The organism is Acinetobacter sp., assembly GCF_039596015.1.
Taxonomy (GTDB): Bacteria; Pseudomonadota; Gammaproteobacteria; order Pseudomonadales; family Moraxellaceae; genus Acinetobacter.
Window position 1 is genome coordinate 148,884 of sequence record NZ_JBCNKN010000001.1, and the last position, 18,713, is coordinate 167,596.

The 18,713-nt window shown below is 41.8% G+C and carries 19 protein-coding genes and 1 pseudogene; 17 read left to right on the plus strand and 3 right to left on the minus strand.

All coding sequences use genetic code 11. The features are described from left to right. Nucleotides 1–11 precede the first annotated feature (11 nt). The 4 genes from ABDV70_RS00570 (at nucleotide 12) to ABDV70_RS00585 (ending at nucleotide 4,017) form a co-directional block, all read left to right on the plus strand. Nucleotides 12–1,442 (plus strand): LLM class flavin-dependent oxidoreductase, encoded by a 1,431-nt coding sequence (locus tag ABDV70_RS00570; RefSeq protein WP_343594596.1) that lies wholly within the window; start codon nucleotides 12–14, stop codon nucleotides 1,440–1,442. Further along, a complete protein-coding gene (locus tag ABDV70_RS00575; RefSeq protein WP_343594597.1) occupies nucleotides 1,439–2,407 on the plus strand; it encodes a flavin reductase in 969 nt (322 codons plus the stop codon). The genes ABDV70_RS00570 and ABDV70_RS00575 overlap by 4 nt, the downstream gene beginning before the upstream one ends. A 434-nt stretch (nucleotides 2,408–2,841) precedes the next feature. Further along, nucleotides 2,842–3,423, plus strand: a complete 582-nt coding sequence (locus tag ABDV70_RS00580) for a helix-turn-helix domain-containing protein (protein ID WP_343594598.1) — start codon at nucleotides 2,842–2,844, stop codon at nucleotides 3,421–3,423. Between the two features lie 42 nt (nucleotides 3,424–3,465). Continuing rightward, a complete protein-coding gene (locus tag ABDV70_RS00585; protein ID WP_343594600.1) occupies nucleotides 3,466–4,017 on the plus strand; it encodes an N-acetyltransferase family protein in 552 nt (183 codons plus the stop codon). A gap of 81 nt (nucleotides 4,018–4,098) precedes the next feature. Here ABDV70_RS00585 and ABDV70_RS00590 read toward each other — a convergent pair whose 3' ends face one another. Continuing rightward, nucleotides 4,099–4,437, minus strand: a complete 339-nt coding sequence (locus ABDV70_RS00590) for a P-II family nitrogen regulator (RefSeq protein WP_343594601.1) — start codon at nucleotides 4,435–4,437, stop codon at nucleotides 4,099–4,101. 450 nt (nucleotides 4,438–4,887) lie between these two features. On the opposite strand from ABDV70_RS00590, the gene ABDV70_RS00595 reads away from it, so the two are divergent. The 7 genes from ABDV70_RS00595 to ABDV70_RS00625 all read left to right on the plus strand — a co-directional run bounded on the left by ABDV70_RS00595 (nucleotide 4,888) and on the right by ABDV70_RS00625 (nucleotide 12,348). Beyond that, nucleotides 4,888–5,121, plus strand: coding sequence for a hypothetical protein (locus ABDV70_RS00595; RefSeq protein ID WP_343594602.1), 234 nt, complete (start codon nucleotides 4,888–4,890; stop codon nucleotides 5,119–5,121). A gap of 254 nt (nucleotides 5,122–5,375) precedes the next feature. Continuing rightward, nucleotides 5,376–6,242 carry a formyltetrahydrofolate deformylase gene (gene purU / locus ABDV70_RS00600; RefSeq protein WP_343594603.1) on the plus strand — a complete coding sequence of 289 codons (867 nt, stop codon included), beginning with the start codon at nucleotides 5,376–5,378 and terminating at the stop codon, nucleotides 6,240–6,242. Then, entirely contained in the window at nucleotides 6,239–7,132 is an 894-nt protein-coding gene (gene folD / locus ABDV70_RS00605) for a bifunctional methylenetetrahydrofolate dehydrogenase/methenyltetrahydrofolate cyclohydrolase FolD (protein ID WP_343594605.1), read from the plus strand. Before purU ends, folD begins: the two co-directional genes overlap by 4 nt. Before the next feature lie 54 nt (nucleotides 7,133–7,186). Further along, nucleotides 7,187–8,425: an FAD-dependent oxidoreductase gene (locus ABDV70_RS00610; RefSeq protein WP_343594606.1), complete on the plus strand. Its 1,239-nt coding sequence runs from the start codon at nucleotides 7,187–7,189 to the stop codon at nucleotides 8,423–8,425. Between the two features lie 12 nt (nucleotides 8,426–8,437). Beyond that, on the plus strand, nucleotides 8,438–8,761 hold the full coding sequence (locus ABDV70_RS00615; RefSeq protein WP_343594608.1) for a sarcosine oxidase subunit delta: 324 nt from the start codon (nucleotides 8,438–8,440) through the stop codon (nucleotides 8,759–8,761). After that, nucleotides 8,758–11,673 carry a 2Fe-2S iron-sulfur cluster-binding protein gene (locus ABDV70_RS00620; RefSeq protein WP_343594609.1) on the plus strand — a complete coding sequence of 972 codons (2,916 nt, stop codon included), beginning with the start codon at nucleotides 8,758–8,760 and terminating at the stop codon, nucleotides 11,671–11,673. Before ABDV70_RS00615 ends, ABDV70_RS00620 begins: the two co-directional genes overlap by 4 nt. A 3-nt stretch (nucleotides 11,674–11,676) precedes the next feature. After that, nucleotides 11,677–12,348 (plus strand): sarcosine oxidase, encoded by a 672-nt coding sequence (locus ABDV70_RS00625; RefSeq protein WP_343594611.1) that lies wholly within the window; start codon nucleotides 11,677–11,679, stop codon nucleotides 12,346–12,348. A gap of 76 nt (nucleotides 12,349–12,424) precedes the next feature. On the opposite strand, the gene ABDV70_RS00630 is transcribed toward ABDV70_RS00625, so the two are convergent. Beyond that, a complete protein-coding gene (locus ABDV70_RS00630; RefSeq protein WP_343594612.1) occupies nucleotides 12,425–12,706 on the minus strand; it encodes a DUF1330 domain-containing protein in 282 nt (93 codons plus the stop codon). Between the two features lie 62 nt (nucleotides 12,707–12,768). Beyond that, the gene (locus ABDV70_RS00635; protein WP_032034542.1) at nucleotides 12,769–13,431 is read right to left on the minus strand and encodes a GntR family transcriptional regulator; all 663 of its coding nucleotides are present in this window, start codon (nucleotides 13,429–13,431) and stop codon (nucleotides 12,769–12,771) included. Nucleotides 13,432–13,583: 152 nt separating this feature from the next. Here ABDV70_RS00635 and ABDV70_RS00640 point away from each other — a divergent pair, with 152 nt between their 5' ends. The 6 genes and pseudogenes from ABDV70_RS00640 to ABDV70_RS00665 all read left to right on the plus strand — a co-directional run bounded on the left by ABDV70_RS00640 (nucleotide 13,584) and on the right by ABDV70_RS00665 (nucleotide 18,696). Beyond that, complete coding sequence (locus tag ABDV70_RS00640) at nucleotides 13,584–14,186, plus strand: amino acid synthesis family protein (RefSeq protein WP_343594613.1); 603 nt, start codon at nucleotides 13,584–13,586, stop codon at nucleotides 14,184–14,186. Beyond that, nucleotides 14,155–14,946: an alpha/beta hydrolase gene (locus ABDV70_RS00645; protein WP_343594614.1), complete on the plus strand. Its 792-nt coding sequence runs from the start codon at nucleotides 14,155–14,157 to the stop codon at nucleotides 14,944–14,946. The genes ABDV70_RS00640 and ABDV70_RS00645 overlap by 32 nt, the downstream gene beginning before the upstream one ends. A 30-nt stretch (nucleotides 14,947–14,976) precedes the next feature. Next, entirely contained in the window at nucleotides 14,977–15,909 is a 933-nt protein-coding gene (tgnA, locus tag ABDV70_RS00650; RefSeq protein ID WP_109090544.1) for a flavin-dependent trigonelline monooxygenase reductase component, read from the plus strand. Nucleotides 15,910–15,911: 2 nt separating this feature from the next. Continuing rightward, on the plus strand, nucleotides 15,912–16,949 hold the full coding sequence (gene tgnB / locus ABDV70_RS00655) for a flavin-dependent trigonelline monooxygenase oxygenase component (RefSeq protein ID WP_057086184.1): 1,038 nt from the start codon (nucleotides 15,912–15,914) through the stop codon (nucleotides 16,947–16,949). 11 nt (nucleotides 16,950–16,960) lie between these two features. Further along, on the plus strand, nucleotides 16,961–18,430 hold the full coding sequence (gene tgnC, locus ABDV70_RS00660) for a (Z)-2-((N-methylformamido)methylene)-5-hydroxybutyrolactone dehydrogenase (RefSeq protein WP_343594616.1): 1,470 nt from the start codon (nucleotides 16,961–16,963) through the stop codon (nucleotides 18,428–18,430). Between the two features lie 122 nt (nucleotides 18,431–18,552). Next, nucleotides 18,553–18,696: pseudogene (locus ABDV70_RS00665) on the plus strand (hypothetical protein). Nucleotides 18,697–18,713: the final 17 nt, after the last annotated feature.

Below are 18,713 nucleotides of genomic sequence, written 5' to 3' on the forward strand. Positions count from 1 at the left end.
GGAGACAGTCCATGTCTAAAACCATGAAATTATTCGCATTTGACTGTGGCGCCCCAGCACATATGTCTGCTGGATTGTGGAAACATCCTCAAGATCGTGGGCATGAATATAAATCGGTCAAATATTGGGTTGAATATGCAAAGCTATTAGAAAAAGCATGTTTTGATGGAATTTTCTTTGCACATGCAGATGGTTATCATGATGTTTACAAGGGGTCTGTGGCTGAATCTTTAAAAGATGCAGCACAAATTCCAATCCATGAACCTTCTTACCTGATTCCCGCAATGGCTTCTGTCACGACTCATCTGGGTTTTGGTGTTACAGCATCTACTGCTTATAACCATCCTTATAAATTGGCACAGAATTTCGCAACTTTGGATCATCTTACAGATGGTCGGGTGGCATGGAACTTGGTGACATCCTACGCAAAAAGTGCCGCCAAAAATCTGGGAAATGGTGAGCTCAGAGCGCACGATTTACGCTATGAACATGCCGAAGAATTTTTAGATGTGGCACTTAAATTGTGGGAAGGTTCTTGGGAAGATGACGCTGTCGAGTTAGATGTAGATCAGTCTATTTATGTAAATCCTACAAAAGTACATGAAATTCAGCATGATGGGCAGTTTTTTAAAGTCCCCGGCATTTTTATGTGTGAGCCGTCTAAACAACGCACACCAGTTATTTCACAGGCAGGCGGTTCGAGTAAAGGCGTTGCTTTAGCCGCAGCCACTGCCGAAGTGGTTTTTATGAGTGTGTCGACCAAACACGCATTGAAAAAAAGCATAGATACATTGCGGGCGAAAGCCCTCGAGTGTGGTCGAGACCCTGAAAGTATCGCTGTGGTGCAATTGGTTACGGTCATTACCGATGTTTCCGATGAGGCCGCACAAAAACGCTATCAGGAATATCAAAAACTGGTGAGCTATCATGGTGGTTTGGCGCGTTATAGTGGCTGGGCAGGCATTGATATGGGGTCTTTCGAAGAAGACAAACCTTTACCGTATATCGAAACCCAACAAATCCAAACCATGATCGATTACTTCTTAAAAATGGATCCGAGTAAGCAGTGGACACCTCAAGATATTGGTGAATATATGGGGATTGGTGGTACATCACCTGTGATTGTTGGTGGCCCCGAAACAGTTGCCAACGAACTTTTGGACTGGATGGCAGAAACGGGTGTTAACGGCTTTAACCTTGCACCTGCAGTGAAGTTTGAAGACATTAAAAATTTTGCTGAAAATGTTGTACCAGTATTACAACAAAAAGGGGCTTTTCGTACCGAATATGAAGGCACAACCTTACGTGAAAATCTATTTGGAAAAGGCAGAGTTCGTCTGGCGGATGATCATCCCGGGGTGAAATATCGCAAAACAACAGAAAAGAAAATCACATCATCTCAACTAGAAGCCGAATCTGCCATTGCTGTGGAGTTAATATGATGAATGCATTTATGAATAACCCAACGATCATCTCGCCAGCCGAGCAACGAAAATTATTTTGTACACTCCCGACAGGCGTAACGGCAATTACAGGTTTTACCGAACAAGATAAACCGATTGGCATGGTAGTCGGGACATTTCAGTCACTCTCACTTGAGCCTGCTTTGGTCACGTTTTGTGTAGATAAATCATCGAGTACGTGGCCTGTTCTGCGCAGCAAAGGGCATTTTACCGCCAATATTTTATCGACAGATCAAGCAAGTGTCTGTAAAGCATTAGGTCGTAAAGGCGAAGAAAAATTCAAAGATGTTGCTTATAGCTTAAGCCCAATTGCCACTCCGCGTATTGATCATTGTGTGGCTTGGATTGACTGCAAGGTGATTTCTGAGGTGATTGCAGGCGATCATTTTATGATTGTTGGTGCAATTCAATCGGTACAACAAGGTGCTGGATCACCATTGATATTTAGTGAAGGGCAGTTATCACAATGTTCCGCTTTACCAAGTCCTGTTGCTGCTAGTGATGCGAGCAACGCACAACCTGACCCATTGAAATTTGTCGATGTCATTACCGATGCGTGGACACGGGCTTGGAGTTATGGTGAAACAGAAGCGTTTGAAAATATTGTCAGCCCTGATTATGTGCGCTATTCCAAACATGGACAAAACTACAAAATAGCCGATGTTATTGGTCATATTCAGGAAGTACGTGCAGCCTTTAGCCAATATCGGGTAGAAATTTTAAAGACGGTTGATGATGGTGACAGTATTGCGATTCACTGGCGAGCTATTGCCAAACATACAGGAAGCTATATGGGCGTACCGCCAACCCAGAAAGAAATGATCGTCAATGGCGCATCATTTATCCGACATCGAAATGGAAAAATTGTTCGAGAATGGATGATGTGGGATCCATCCGAATTTTTGTCTTCCATTGATATTTGGCATTTAGGCAGTACAGCCTAATATTTGAAAATAAATCAGGATGGTACATAGGCGAGAAATATGAACCATCCATTTTTAAGATTGATGATCAAAACTCATCGACTCATATATAGTCATGAAGTTGTACATAAATCAGGGACAGTCTGAGTCTGGAAGCTTATTTGGTATTAATACTGGAACTTGGACTTGATCACCTGCATTTAGCGTCAAGATTTTTGGTTCGCTTATCTTAAATATAAGAATATAGATAGACAGAGCAAAATGAATGATGGTTTGTTTGCATTTTAATAAATATGATAAGTATTTGAATTATATTTACTTCATGGTTTCCATATCTAAATTTTTTATATTTTCTGCATTTTAAGTCTAAAATTTTGGCAAAAGAAAAGTCTGTAAGTCTTGATTTTATTTCTAGTATATTAGATGATATTTCTATCATATTAAAAATTGCAGCTATGACCGAAAATACTGACATTAACGAGCGAATTGCACGTCATATCCGTGAGTTACGCACCGCAAAAGGATATTCGCTTGATGTGTTGGCAGCTCGCAGTGGTGTTAGTCGTTCGACGATTTCTTTAATTGAACGGGCTGCAACCAGTCCAACGGCTGTCGTGCTAGAAAAATTAGCAGCAGGACTCGATGTTTCTTTGGCGAGTTTGTTTAGTTATGAAGCTGAAGGGACAGCAATTCAACCACTGGTTCATCAAGCCCAACAGTTGCAATGGCGTGATCCTGAAACGGGTTATATTCGCCGCAATTTATCGCCTCCAGGATGGAAATCTCCTATTCAATTGGTAGAAGTCAATTTTCCAGCCCATACCCGTGTTGCCTATGACCTTACAGGGCGGGAGAAACCTGTGTATCAACAAATCTGGATGCTTAATGGTACGATGAACATTTTATTCGGTTCAGAAACTTATGTTTTAAATCAAGGTGACTGTCTGGCTTTAAAACTCGATCAGCCCCTGATTTTTCATAACCTGACTTCCAATTCTGCCCGCTATATTGTTGCGATCTGTGATGGCAGTATCTAATTTAAAACTCAGATTTTTATCTCACATGCCTAGGAATTTCAAATGAAAGATTCCACCCAAAATTCAGCAATGACACTCATAGAATGCAATGAAGCTGAACACGCGACTGCGATTTTAGATATCTTTAATGAAGCCATCGCCAATTCAACTGCATTATATGATTATCAGCCACGAACGGCTGAAACAATGAAAAACTGGTTTGCAACCAAGCAGAAACAAGGGCTGCCTGTCATTGGTGCGATTGATGAAACTGGGAAATTATTGGGTTTTGCCAGTTGGGGAACTTTCCGCGCTTTCCCTGCGTATAAATATACTATCGAACATAGTATTTATATCCATCACACCCAACGTGGACGAGGGTTAGGAAAAATATTGTTGCAAGCCTTAATTGAAAGAGCCAAACAATCTGACCAAGTTCATGTCATGATTGGTTGTATTGATGCAACCAATGCTGCCAGCATAGGTTTACATGAGAAACTTGGTTTTAGCCATGCAGGAACATTTAAACAAGTCGGTTTCAAATTTGGTGGATGGCTCGATGCGGCATTTTATCAGCTGATTTTAAATACACCATCACAGCCACAAGATGGTTAATTGAAAGAAATACAGCAGAAGATGAAACAGTCCATTTTTCTGCTGTATTTTTTAAGTGTTATTAAAATTTTACGATCAGATTTAAATGGCATCTACACCTGTTTCGCCAGTACGAATACGGATGACTTGTTCCAATGCGGACACGAAAATTTTACCATCCCCGATTTTTCCTGTAGATGCAGCTCGGCTGATGGCCTCAATGGTTGCATCGACCACGGTATTATCAAGCGCGATTTCTAATTTTACTTTTGGTAAAAAATCAACTGTATATTCTGCACCCCGATACATTTCTGTATGACCTTTTTGGCGTCCTGCACCTTTGACCTCAGTAACTGTAATACCGTGTATACCAAGTTCCGAGAGTGCTTCACGGACATCGTCCAGTTTGAAGGGCTTTATTACAGCCGTAATCATTTTCATAGAGTTCCCCTTAAATAAAGGTTAACGGGTCTGATTTTTGCGATTTGTCATCATCTCAAATTCTTTTTTTGTTATATAAAATTTTGACTGGACTGGTCTATATTTTTCGTAGAAATTCAGTGGCTTTTTAGGAGTATTCCTTTCGAGGTATCGGAATTGGTTAACTCTAAGATATTGTAAAATATTGTTTTATTTAAGGAATTTAAAATAACAATAGAATAAATCTTTAGAGCACAATATGGAAATAAAAGGCGTTGAAACAGCGCACAAAAGACGATTCATCGAGGTGCATTTTTTTGACTAAGATTGCGTAAATATGATGCAAAAAAAATTCTTTATAGGAATAAAAAATAGTCATTAACGTCTAATATGATGAAAAATAAATAAATCTAGCTTCTGGCACAGTCCTTGCTCTATGAAAACATGCAACTTCTTTCAGGAGCGAAGATTATGAGCGAATCCAGTTTGTTCAAAATTAAAAATATCCGTTTAATTGGACAAAAAACCTGTGAACTGTATATGGAAAATATAGAGAATCAGTCGATTAAGGGATGGATTATTAACTGTAATGATGCCTTTATTCATCAATTTCATGAACAGTTAAATCATCTGTGCCAATCAGATAATCCGTTTCATTCCCTCTTGCAGTTGAAACAGTACCATAAAGTTGAAGTTTTATGTTAAGCCCACAGTAGTGGGTGATATTTGCATAAATATCACCCATTTTTACCTTTGTTTTGTCGTAAATTTTATTTATTGATCTCTTTTTATAAAAGTTTCCTAACAAGAAAAAAAATTTCAAAAATCTATAGACGGTCTTCTAAAAATCCTTTATAAATTACCACTAAGAAAATTAATTTCCCAATAGGAAACTTTTCTAATGTGATTTGTCATCATCCATTACATTATGTTTAGGACTTAACCTTGAGGAATACGTCATGTCTAATGATCAAACCGAGCAATTTATTTTAAAAATTAGTTGTCCTGCAGCTCCGGGCATTGTGTCTGCGGTATCAAGCTATTTGGCAGGAAATAACTGCTATATCAGCGAGATGGCACAATACGATGATGAAACTACTGGACGTTTTTTTAGTCGTATTGTATTTCGGTTTAATGATGGCAAAGGCAATATTGATGAGCTCAAACAAAATTTTGGTGAAGTCACTGCAAAATTTTCAATGAGTGCAACATTTTACGATAAGAAAAACCCTGTGAAAGTACTGATTATGGTCAGTAAGTTCGATCACTGTTTACTCGATTTATTGTATCGCCATCGCAAAGGCGATTTAGATTTTCAAATTACTGCGATTGTGTCGAACCATCTGGATTTACGTTCAGTTGCTGAACGAGAAGGCATCCGCTTTATTTATTTACCTGTTACGAAAGAAACCAAATTGCAGCAAGAACAACAACTGCTTGATATCGTGGATGAAACAGGTACGGATTTGGTCATTCTTGCCCGTTATATGCAGATTCTTTCTAACAATTTATGTACTCAGCTTTCTGGCCGTGCCATCAACATCCATCACTCATTCTTGCCTGGTTTTAAAGGCGCTAGACCGTATCATCAGGCCTATGAGCGTGGTGTAAAACTGATTGGTGCAACAGCGCATTTTGTCACAAGCGATTTAGATGAAGGCCCAATCATCGAGCAAGAAGTGCAACGTGTGGATCATGCTTATTTACCTAGCGATTTGGTTTCGGTTGGGCGTGACACGGAAACAGTTGCCTTGTCTAAAGCGGTGAAATATTTCGTCGAGCATCGGGTGTTTATGAATAACGATCGTACGGTGGTGTTCAAATGAGCTTGAGTGTATTGCAGCAAGAAGATGGCAACATCATTGATGGTAAAGCCACAGCACAAAAGGTGCTAGAGGAAGTCAAATCTGAAGTTGCCAAAATGAAACAGCAGGGCATTGAGCCTTGTTTGGCAGTCGTTTTGGTCGGTGCAGATCCTGCAAGTCAGGTCTATGTGCGCAACAAAGTTGAAAAAACTCAATTTGTCGGTATGCGTTCTCTTGAGTTTCGTTTTGAAGCAGACCTGACTCAAGATGCGCTCCTTGCCAAAATCGATGAACTCAATGCCGATGCAAGCGTTCATGGAATTTTAGTGCAATTGCCATTGCCAAAACATATTGATGAAACTGCGGTTTTACAGCGTATTAACCCGATCAAAGATGTTGATGGTTTCCATAGTGAAAATGTAGGTGGATTGAGTCAGGGACGCGATGTGCTGACACCATGTACACCAACGGGTTGCATTCGCTTACTAAAAGATACGTTGGGTAATGATTTAAGCGGGTTACATGCTGTTGTGGTAGGACGTTCCAATATTGTCGGTAAACCAATGGCCGCTTTGCTTTTGAAAGAAAGCTGTACCGTGACAGTGGTGCATTCTAAAACGCGTCATCTTGAAAAGCTTTGTCAGCAAGCCGACATTATTGTGGCTGCTGTCGGGCGCCCAAAAATGATTACATCTGCCTATGTTAAAGACGGTGCTGTGGTGATTGATGTGGGCATCAACCGCATTCAGGAAAACGGCAAAAACCGTTTAGTGGGGGATGTCGATTTTGACGATGTATTGCCGATTGCCAGTGCGATTACCCCTGTACCAGGTGGCGTTGGCCCAATGACCATTGCTTATTTAATGAAAAATACCTTGCATGCTGCCAAGTTACAGCATGTTGAACTGTAAAAGAAATTATCCGAAAGATTATAAGCGTTTAAAACGCTGCGGAGGAATGTACCCATGCCATTTGGTCTACTGAAGTATGGATTGAGCCATGAATATCCTGTGGAAGTGGATTTGCCTCCACCCAAGGAACTGAAATCACATTATGATGTGGTCATCATCGGTGGTGGTGGGCATGGATTAGCAACTGCTTATTATTTATCGAAATATCATGGTATTACCAATATTGCGGTGCTTGAAAAAGCCTATTTGGGTGGTGGTAACACCGCACGAAATACGGCAGTAATTCGTTCTAATTATTTAACTTCGGAAGGGGTGAAATTTTATGCAGAGTCGGTGAATCTGTTTAAAAATCTCTCCAACGAATTTAACTTTAATATTATGTATTCCGAGCGTGGTCAGCTCACCTTAGCACATACCGACTCTACCGTAAGGGCGTTTCGTCAACGTGCTGAAGTCAATAAACATTTTGGTGGTCGTACTGAAATGATTGACCGCCAACAAATTAAAGAACTGGTGCCATGTCTGAATTTAGACCCAGCACATTTGCCAGTTTTGGCTGGGCTTTGGCATATTGATGGTGCAACAGCACGACACGATGCCGTGGCATGGGGCTATGCCAAAGAGGCAGCTAAACGTGGGGTCGAAATTCATCAGCTCACGGAAGTGCAGGATTTTGTGGTGGAAGGCAATAAAGTAACTGCCATCAAAACCAATCGAGGGACTGTGCAGTGTGGTTGTGCCGTTCAGGCGATTGCAGGGGCATCTTCTATTTTAATGAACAAATTGCATATTCGTGCCCCGATTCATACCTTTCCGTTACAGGCGATGGTGTCACAGCCATTTAAACCCTTTATCAATCCATTGGTGAGTTCGTCTGCACTGCATTGTTATGTACAGCAAACCAGCCGTGGAGAAATTGTGTTTGGTGGCGGTTCCGACCCTTATCCATTGTACAACACGCGTTCAACACTCGACTTAAAAGAAGGTCTGCTTGCACATGCCATTGAAATGTTCCCATTTATGGCAAATGTAAAACTGATGCGTCAATGGGCGGGAATCACCGATATGACACCAGATTATAGTCCGATTATGGGGAAATCACCCTATGACAACTATTACCTAGATGCAGGTTGGGGGACTTGGGGCTTTAAAGCGACACCGATTTGCGGAAAAACCATGGCAGAAATGGTGGCGACAGGTAAAACACCAGATTTAATTAAACCCTTTGAATTGTCACGTTTTAGCCGCTTCCAGCAAGTGAATGAAATGGGCGCAACGGCTGCCAGCCACTAAGGAGTAGATCTTATGAAAATTATGCATTGTCCTTTAAATGGCCCTCGCAATATCAGTGAATTTACTTATGGTGGCGAATTCAAAATCATGCCAGACCAAAATACCTGTAGTGATGAAGCATGGGCAGACTACGTTTTTAATACCAGTAATACTGCGGGTGTGGTACTTGAGTGGTGGATGCACACGCCAAGTAGTTACTGGTTTATTGCCGAGCGCCATACCGTGAGCGATGAAATTTTAAGAACCTTTGATGCCAAAGAACTTTTTTCAAAACGTATTGATTTTTCTACTTCTGAGCCGGCAGTAGCGGTACAGCACAAGGAGTCATTGACATGAACCAAAGTCAAACTTTCCAACGACTACCTTTACCTTATGGCAGCTTGATTGACCGTCAAAAAACCATTGAATTTGAGTTTGATCAGCAGAAATTTACTGGTTTTGCTGGGGATAGCATTGCCAGTGCTTTACTTGCCAACCAGCGTTGGGTGATGTCGCGTTCATTTAAATATCATCGTCCACGTGCACCGTTGACTATGGCGGGACAAGATGCCAATACGCTCATTCAACTGCCTCATGAAGCCAATGTGTTAGCAGATACCACTGAAATCGGCACAGACTTGAAGGTAGCAGGACAAAACTTTTCGGGTAGTTTGCTAAAAGACAGCGATGCTTCGTTGGGTAAATTTTCCAAATTTATGCCAGTTGGATTTTATTATCGATCATTTTTTAAACCCAAAGGGGCTTGGAAACTGTGGGAACCGATTATCCGAAAAAAAGCGGGTTTAGGTGTTGTCGATTTAAATTTTCAGCCTGAATATTACGACAAAGCCTATTTGTTTACCGATATTGCTGTGATTGGCGCAGGCCCAGCAGGGTTGCAAGCCGCACTGAGTGCAGCCGATGAAGGCGCAAAAGTCTTACTGATTGAACAAGAAAAGATTTTGGGGGGTAGCCTGAACTATGCACGGTTCGATTTGGCAGGCAAAAAAGCTGCTGAATTACGTGCTCAGTTGGTTAGTGCTGTCGAGCAGCATCGCAATATTACAGTCATGAAACAGGCAGTGTGTAACGCATGGTTTACCGACCACTATTTACCTGTGATTCAAGGCAAACGCATGTACAAAGTACGTGCTAAACAATGTGTTGTGGCAAGTGGTAGTTTTGATCAACCTGCTGTGTTTCGCAACAATGATTTACCAGGGGTGATTTTAACCAGTGCCGCACAACGACTGATGAAATTATATGCCGTTAAACCAGGGCAACGTATTGTCATTTTGACTGGCAATGACGATGGTTATTATGCTGCACTAGATTTTCTTGAAGCGGGTTTAAGTGTGGCTGCTTTAATTGATTTACGTCCAGCCGCAGCCAATACAAACTTGCAACAGGCTGTGCAGCAAAAAATCCAATGCTATATGGGCAGTACGGTTTATGAAGCTTTGCATGATAAAAGCATGCACCGTGTAACGGGGGTCGAAATCCGTAATATTGTCCACGAAGGACAGGTCGGTAATGACGTGAAAAAGCTGGATTGTGATGTGCTCTGTATGTCTTCTGGCTATATGCCAGTGTATCAATTGTTATGTCAGGCAGGCGGAAAACTGAGTTATGACGAACAAAAGGCAGAATTTAGCATTTCAGGGTTGCCGCAAGGTTTACATGTCACTGGTTCGGTCAAAGGTGTGCATCATATTGAAAATGTATTAAGTGATGCACAATACATTGCACAGTTAGCAACTGCAAAGGCTTTAGAACAAGCAGTACCTCAGGATCGTCCTGCAATGCTCAGCGAAGCAGCGGTCAATTTTCCGTGGCCGATTTTTGAGCATCCTAAAGGCAAAGAATTTGTCGATTATGATGAAGACTTGCAAATTCGTGACATCGTAAATGCGACTAAATCGGGTTACCGAGATGTGCAATTGGTGAAACGCTTTTCAACTGTGGGAATGGGGCCATCGCAAGGACGTCATTCGGCCTTGCCGACAGCTCGGTTGGTGGCGAAGTCGACACAACGTAGCATTAGTGAAACTGGGGTAACCACCGCACGCCCACCATTTACGGTTGAAAAACTGGCACATGTGGCAGGACGTGGTTTTGACCCGTACCGACAAACGGCAATGCATCATCGCCATATTGCAGCCGGTGCACAAATGATGCCTGCGGGCAACTGGCAACGTCCAGCTTTTTATGGCAATCCAAACGAACGTCTAAAAAACATTGCCAATGAAGTCAATAATGTACGACAAAATGTCGGCATGATTGATGTATCGACTTTAGGTGGTTTAGATGTGCGTGGGGCAGACAGCGCTGAGTTTTTAAATCGGCTTTACACCTTTGGTTTTGCCAAATTGCCAATTGGAAAGACCCGCTATGCAGTTATGGCAAATGAACATGGTGTTGTGATTGATGATGGTGTAGCAGGGCGTTTAAGTGAGAACCACTTTTATGTGACGGCAACGACTAGCGGGGTTGATCGCATTTATCAGCAAATGCTGAAATGGAATGCACAGTGGCGTTTAAATGTTGACATTACGAATGTCACCACAGCATTGGCAGCAGTGAATATTGCTGGACCAAAATCACGTGAAGTGATGAAACAGGTCTGTCATGATGTCGATTTATCCAATGAGGCATTTCCATATTTAGGGCTTCGCGAGGGAACCATTTACGGTATTCCAGTACGTATTTTACGGGTGGGTTTTGTGGGTGAACTCGGCTATGAAATCCATTTTCCAGTGCGTTATGGTGAGTTTATGTGGGATAAACTCATGGAAGCGGGCAAGCCTTTCAATATGAAACCATTTGGGGTGGAAAGCCAGCGATTACTGCGTTTGGAAAAAGGCCACATCATTATCAGCCAAGATACTGACGGTATGACGCATCCAAAAGAAGTTGATTTGGGCTGGGCTGTGGCACGTAATAAACCTTGGTTTGTCGGAAAGCGTTCGATTGCGATTTTAGAAGCGCAGCCGCTGAAACGTAAACTGGTGTCTTTTGTACTAGATAAATCGCAAGAACAGCCACTTGAAGGTCATATTGTGCTCGAAGGTGAAAATATCTCAGGCAACATTACTTCCTGTGAATATTCACCGACTTTGGACAAAATTATTGGTCTGGCATATGTCGGAATCAATCAAAGTGAAATTGGACAACAATTTCCAATTCGTGTCGAGAACGGTGCAGTTGTACTTGCAACTGTGGTGAAAGCACCATTCTACGACCCACAAAACCAACGTCAGGAGGTTTAAGCCATGCAAACTTTATACGATGCACAGCGCAGTCCGATTGCGAACACTGTTGCTGCCTCGCTTTATCAGCCTTTTGGTCAGGGTAAAAGGTTTTTTAAAGATGTGGCAACAGATACTGAAGCCCAAATTCAGAAATCTGCGATTGTGGATTTGACCAATCTTTCTCGTGTGGGTTTTCGTGGGACGAATGCAGCAACTTACTTAAGTAGTTTTGGATTTCATTTGCCAGATGCTGCAAATTTTGCTGTACAGCAAGCGGATGGCAGCTGGGTTGCACGTTTATCTGCCACAGAATATTTCTTGTTTGGTTCACTCAATGATTTTGGTGAACGAATCAGCCAGTTAGAAAATAACTGGACGATGGATGATCGCGCGAACTATTTATTACCGCGTCAAGACAGTCATGCATGGTTACAACTGACTGGAAATACTGCGGCATTGGTCATGGCAAAACTCTGTGCAGTCGATTTATCGAGTGAAGTTTTTGCTGTAGGGCAAGTTGCACAGACTTCGGTTGCGCGGGTCAATGCGATCATATTGAATGTAAGTGATGCCCAAACGCAAAAATTTAATATTCTCTGTGACCGTTCGGCTGCTTTATATATGTGGGAAGTCTTGCAAGATGCGATTGCCGAATTTGGTGGTAAGCCTGTCGGTATAGAAGGGTTGTTGTAAGCTGATCACTTATTTCAAAACAAAATGGGTATAGGCTGAGGTCTATACCCATTTTTCTATGTATAGCAATGCATTATTATGCTTCAACAATACTAATCATAACATCTGCACAGCCTTCACGTGCTGCGCGTGCTAAACCATATTCTTCTGAATCATAGCAGGCTTGTGCCGTTGCCAGATCTACAAACTCAATAACAACATGACGCTCAAATTCTTGTCCTTCTAGATTGAGGGCTTTCCCACCACGCGCCAAAAATTTAGCACCATATTTTTGAAATGCCGCTGGAGCAAGCTGCATATATTTTTTATATCGTTTCATATCATGAATAGTGACATGAGCAATCCAGTAAGCAGACATATCGTATTTTCCTATAATTTATTCAATAAAGGTCTATTTACCTTTTCCTAAAATTTGTGATTTCACGCATCTAAAATATTTTTTGCGACAGCAGCAGCCTCAGCAATATGTTCAGCGACCGCTTGTTTTGCTTTTTCAGGGTCTTTGTGAAGATAGATGGCTTCACACATATTTTTAATACGTTGATAACCTGAAATTTCACGTTTTGTCGATTTCATAGTCATGGCACGTAGACGGCTAATACGACCATTTAAGCGTTGAACCACTTCCCACGCAATATGGTGTTTTGCTGTAGTAAAGATGGTTTGATAAAGCTGGGTTGAGGTCTCAATAATCAGATTGATGTCATCGGCAGCAAAAGCAGCTTTAAGATCTTCTAATAGAAGCTTTAATTTTTCAGCAGTTTTTTCATCTAGATTTTTAGTGCAGTCAACCACAGCACTTTGCTCTAACAAAAGACGAATTTCATAAATTTGTGAAGCGATGTCCCAGTTAAGTAGCGAAACAATAGGTCCTTTGTTTGGCAAAATCTCGACTAAACCTTCTGCTTCCAAATAACGAATCACTTCGCGAACTACAGAACGGCTCACGCCAAGTTCTTCACATAACGTTCTTTCAACCAATCTTTTTCCTGAAGGGAAATAGCCCGTAATAATGGCATTACGTACTTTATCTAAACACAGCTCTCGTAAAGTTACGGGCGGGTTTTCAATTTTAAGATTCATAGGTAATTAAATTTTCCTGTTTTTTAACATGTTGAGTTTCATTACATGTTTTTCAATAAAAATTAGCATAGCAAACTCTTGCTTTTTTTTCAGTATGTATTATGGTATACCATAATACGAATAACAAGATAATTTACTGGTAAGGAAGAGCAATGGAACTCATACGTAAAACAGTGCTTCATGTAGAAACCACTTATGTAGATGGCGGCAAAGAAGCAGCAAATCCTTTAAAAATGGTGGCAGCCGCAGCGGTTATTAAAAATCCATGGGCAGGGCAAGGTTATGTAGAAAACCTAACACCGGAAATTCGCCGTATTGCGCCAATCTTAAGCGAACATTTAACCAAGCTTATTCTTGATGAAGTGGGTTCTGGTGAAGCTGTTGAAGCTTTTGGTAAAAGTGCAGTGGTGGGCTTAAATGGTGAACTTGAACATGCATCAGCTTTAATTCACACCTTACATTTTGGTAATACTTACCGTAGTGCTGTTGGTGCGAAATCTTATTTGGCATTTAACAATACCCGCGGCCCAGCAAACGCTCCGATTTTAATTCCAATGATGGATAAAAATGACGAAGGCCGTCGTTCTCATTACTTAACATTGCAATTTGCAATTCCAGATGCACCTGCTGCCGATGAGCTGGTTGTTGTGATTGGTGCAGCAACAGGTGGTCGACCACATCATCGTATTGGTGATCGTTATAAAGATTTGGAAGAGTTAGGTCATGATGTCAAAAACCCTGCAGCTGTCAAATAACCGTATTGCTCACTATTTTGAGCAAGGCGAAGGAGAGCCTCTGGTTCTGATCCATGGAGTGGGAATGCAAGCAGCGGCATGGTATCCACAAATTGAATATTTTTCTAAACATTATCATGTAATTTCAGTAGACATGCCGGGACATGGTCAAAGTACAAAATTACCGGCAGACGCAAAATTACAAGATTTTGTTGAATGGACCATCGAATTTATTACCGCCTTAAATCTAGGACCTGTAAATTTAGCGGGACATTCAATGGGATCACTGATTACGACAGGTGTCAGCGTTACCCGACCTGATTTGGTTAAACGAATGGCGGTGCTCAATGGTGTATATAAACGTACAACACAAGCACGTAATGCAGTCATCCAAAGAGCTGAAGAGTTAAAAACAGGCTGTATTGATGTTGAGACTCCACTACAGCGCTGGTTTGGCGAAAGTGAAGTCGAGCGTATAGCAGCAGCCAAAGTAAAAACTTGGCTCGAAAATGTTGACTTGTCTGGTTACACCACTGCGTATTCTGCTTTTGCGCAAGGCGATGAAACCTATGCAGATGACTGGTCAAAGATCACTTGTCCTGCTTTGGTATTGACCGGAACGGATGATCCGAACTCAACTGCAGAAATGGCTGTGCAAATGGCGAATCAGGCAAAGCATGGCACTGCAATTGTCATTGAAAATGAACGTCACATGGTGAACTTAACTGCACCTGACAAAGTGAATAATGCAATGCAAGCGTGGTTGGAAACCAGCGTTTAATTTGCCACACATTGCTGAAGGAATATAACAATGAGTGAAATGGATACTATCAATAAAATGCGTGAACTTCGTGATGCCTTCGGGTCATTTATGACGGGCGTTACGGTGGTCACAACCTGTAAAGAAGATGGAACGCCACTTGGCTTTACAGCGAACTCTTTTGCTTCGGTGTCTTTGGACCCAGCTTTACTTCTAGTGAGTATTGCCAAGACATCAAGCAATTATCATAACTTTGCAAATACCACTCATTTTGCAATTAACATTTTGGCAGAAGAGCAAAAGGATGTTTCAAATACTTTTGCTCGTCCAAGCGAAGACCGTTTTGCAAATCTTTCATGGACAAAAAGTGCTTGCCAGAACCCGCTGATCGATCATGTCAGTGCATGGTTTGACTGTACAACCTACCAAGTTGTCGATGCAGGTGACCATGCGATTTTAATTGGTAAAGTTGAAGATTTTGCTTCGACAGGTTTTGCAGGTCTTGGTTATTATCGTGGTGGATATTTCACTCCGGCCAAACTTTCTGCTGAGGTGATCTCTGGCCCTAAAGTGGTAATGAGTGCGATTATTGGTCATGAAAATACCATTTTGCTTGAAGAAACTGCCGATCATAAATGGACTATTCCACATGTCATGGTAGATAAAGACGGTGCAGATAAAGCGCTTGAGAAAATCTTTGCACAATATCAGCCAGATGCTTCTGCCAACTTCATTTACTCTGTATATGAAAACGTTGAAAACCAGCAGCAATATATTTCATTTTTATGCAACACACCCGTAGCTCAAGCCACCAAAGGTCAGTTTGTCGATTTAAATGATCTTGAAAAGCTAGAGTTTGTAGACAGCGCTTTAGAAAGTATGTTGATGCGCTATCGCAAAGAAAACCATTTGAAAACTTATGGTGTTTATTACGGAAATCAGACAACAGGTACAGTTCGTCAAATCGTTAAAGAGGAAGTTTAATCATGCGTTTTTCATTATTTGTGCATATGGAACGTGTTTCTGATCAGCAAACTCAGAAGCAGCTTTATGATGAAATGATTGAGCTTTGTCAGATTGCAGACCGCGGCGGTATGCATGCAGTTTGGACAGGCGAACACCATGCCATGAACTTTACCATTGCACCCAACCCATTTTTAAATCTGGTCGATTTAGCCAATAAAACCAAAAATGTTCGTTTAGGTACAGGCACGGTGGTAGCACCATTCTGGCATCCGATTAAACTTGCAGGTGAAGCTGCAATGACCGACATTATTACCAATGGTCGTTTAGATATTGGTATTGCTCGTGGTGCCTATTCGTTTGAATATGAACGTATGGTTCCCGGCATGGATGCATGGAGTGCAGGTCAGCGTTTACGTGAAATGATTCCCGCCATTAAAAACCTTTGGAAAGGCGATTATGAGCATAACGGTGAATTTTGGCAGTTTCCAAAAACTACCTCAGCACCTCAACCGCTTCAACAACCGCACCCACCAATTTGGGTTGCTGCTCGTGATCCAAATAGCCATGAATTTGCTGTGCAAAATGGCTGTAATGTACAGGTAACGCCTTTGCATTTAGGTGACGAAGAAGTTGAAAAGCTCATGGGACATTTCAATGCAGCTTGCGAAAAGTTCAATGAAATTCAACGCCCTGAAATTATGTTGCTCCGCCATACCTATGTGGCAGATAGTGAAGAAGATGCTCAACTGGCAGCAGATGAAATCAATACCTTCTATAACTATTTCGGCGCTTGGTTTAAAAATGAGCGTGAAATTAATCAAGGTTTAATCGCGCCTTTAAGCCCTGAAGAAATTGCTGCACATCCTTTTTATACACCAGAAGCGATGCGCAAAAATAACGTGATTGGACAAGCCCAAGAAGTGATTGACCGCTTAAAAGCTTATGAAGCAATGGGCTATAACGAATATTCTTTCTGGATTGATACGGGCATGAGCTTTGAACGTAAAAAAGCCTCATTAGAACGTATGATCAATGAAGTTATGCCGGCATTTGCATAGAGGCGAATATCATGACAGCAGATTTTAAGCTTTATATTAATGGTCAGTTTGAATCTGGTGCAGCGACTTTTGAAAGTATTAATCCTGCAACAGGTGAAGTCTGGGCACAGATGCCGGAAGCGAGAACCGATGAAGTCAATCGAGCAGTTCAGGCGGCATCTCGGGCATTAAAAGCACCGGAATGGGCAGATTTAACGGCCTCCCAGCGTGGTAAATTGCTCTATAAGTTGGCTGATTTAATTGAAAAAGCTGCACCGCAACTGGCTCAAATTGAAACCAGTGACACGGGCAAAATTATTCGTGAAACATCGAGCCAGATTGCCTATGTCGCTGAATATTATCGCTACTATGCAGGTATTGCCGACAAATTAGAGGGCAGTTTTCTACCGATTGATAAGGCAGACATGCAAGCGTGGATTGTTCGTGAACCCGTGGGTGTGGTTGCTGCAATTGTTCCTTGGAACAGTCAGTTATTTTTATCGGCAGTAAAGGTTGGCCCAGCTTTAGCGGCAGGTTGTACCGTCGTGCTAAAAGCCTCTGAAGACGGCCCTGGACCATTATTGGCTTTTGCTAAATTGGTCTATGAAGCGGGTTTTCCGGCTGGAGTGGTCAATGTAATTACGGGTTTCGGACCTGAATGTGGCGCCGTGTTGAGTAGTCATCCGGACGTTGCCCATGTTGCGTTTACAGGCGGTCCAGAAACGGCAAGGCACATTGTGCGTAACTCGGCTGAAAATCTTGCAAAAGTTTCACTCGAATTAGGTGGCAAATCACCATTTATTGTATTTGCTGATGCAGATATTCAAAGTGCGGTAAATGCTCAGGTCGCTGCTATTTTTGCTGCAACAGGGCAGAGTTGTGTAGCAGGTTCACGCTTATTGGTTGAAGAAAGCATTAAAGATGAATTTGTTCAACGTTTGGTTGAGTGCGTACAAACCATAAAAATTGGTTTACCCCATGAGATGGCAACCGAGTTTGGACCGCTTTGTACCTTACGCCAACGCCAAAAAATTGAGCAAGTCGTTGCAAGTTCAATCCAGCAAGGGGCAAAACTTCTTACTGGCGGTAAAAGCCTTGAGCGAGCAGGGTATTACTATCCACCGACTATTTTAGATTGCACTCATGCACCTCAAGCAGATTGCATTACCACTGAACTATTTGGCCCGGTGTTATCGGTAGATAGTTTCAAAGATGAAGCGGAAGCTGTGCAAAAAGCCAATAGTACGCCTTACGGGTTGGCAGCAGGCGTTTTTACCACCAATTTAAGCCGTGCGCACCGTATGACCAAAGTCATTGGGTCGGGAATTGTTTGGTTAAACACTTACCGCGCGGTTTCTCCACTTGCGCCTTTTGGTGGACATGGGCTTTCGGGACATGGTCGGGAAGGTGGCGCAAATGCGGTTCTAGATTACACCACCACCAAAACAGTTTGGTTACGTACCTCAGATGAGCCAATTGATGACCCATTTGTCATGAGATAAATCATGACTTGAGGTATGAAAATATATCGGGATTTTAATTTCAAGGATGAAAAAATGAATCAGTCAAACTTATCAATCGCCTAAAGCTTTAAATAGTTGAAAACGTAAAACTAGATGTATCGATGCTTAATCAAGTATTGATCGGACTGGCTTTACCTTTTTCTTGGCTAAAACAACACAAATAGAGAAATGAGCTATTTGTAAAAGGAAATAAAAAGATGAAGCCTAGTCATACCGACATGACTTTGGCTGGGCAGATTTTTTGATATTGAGGAAATGAATT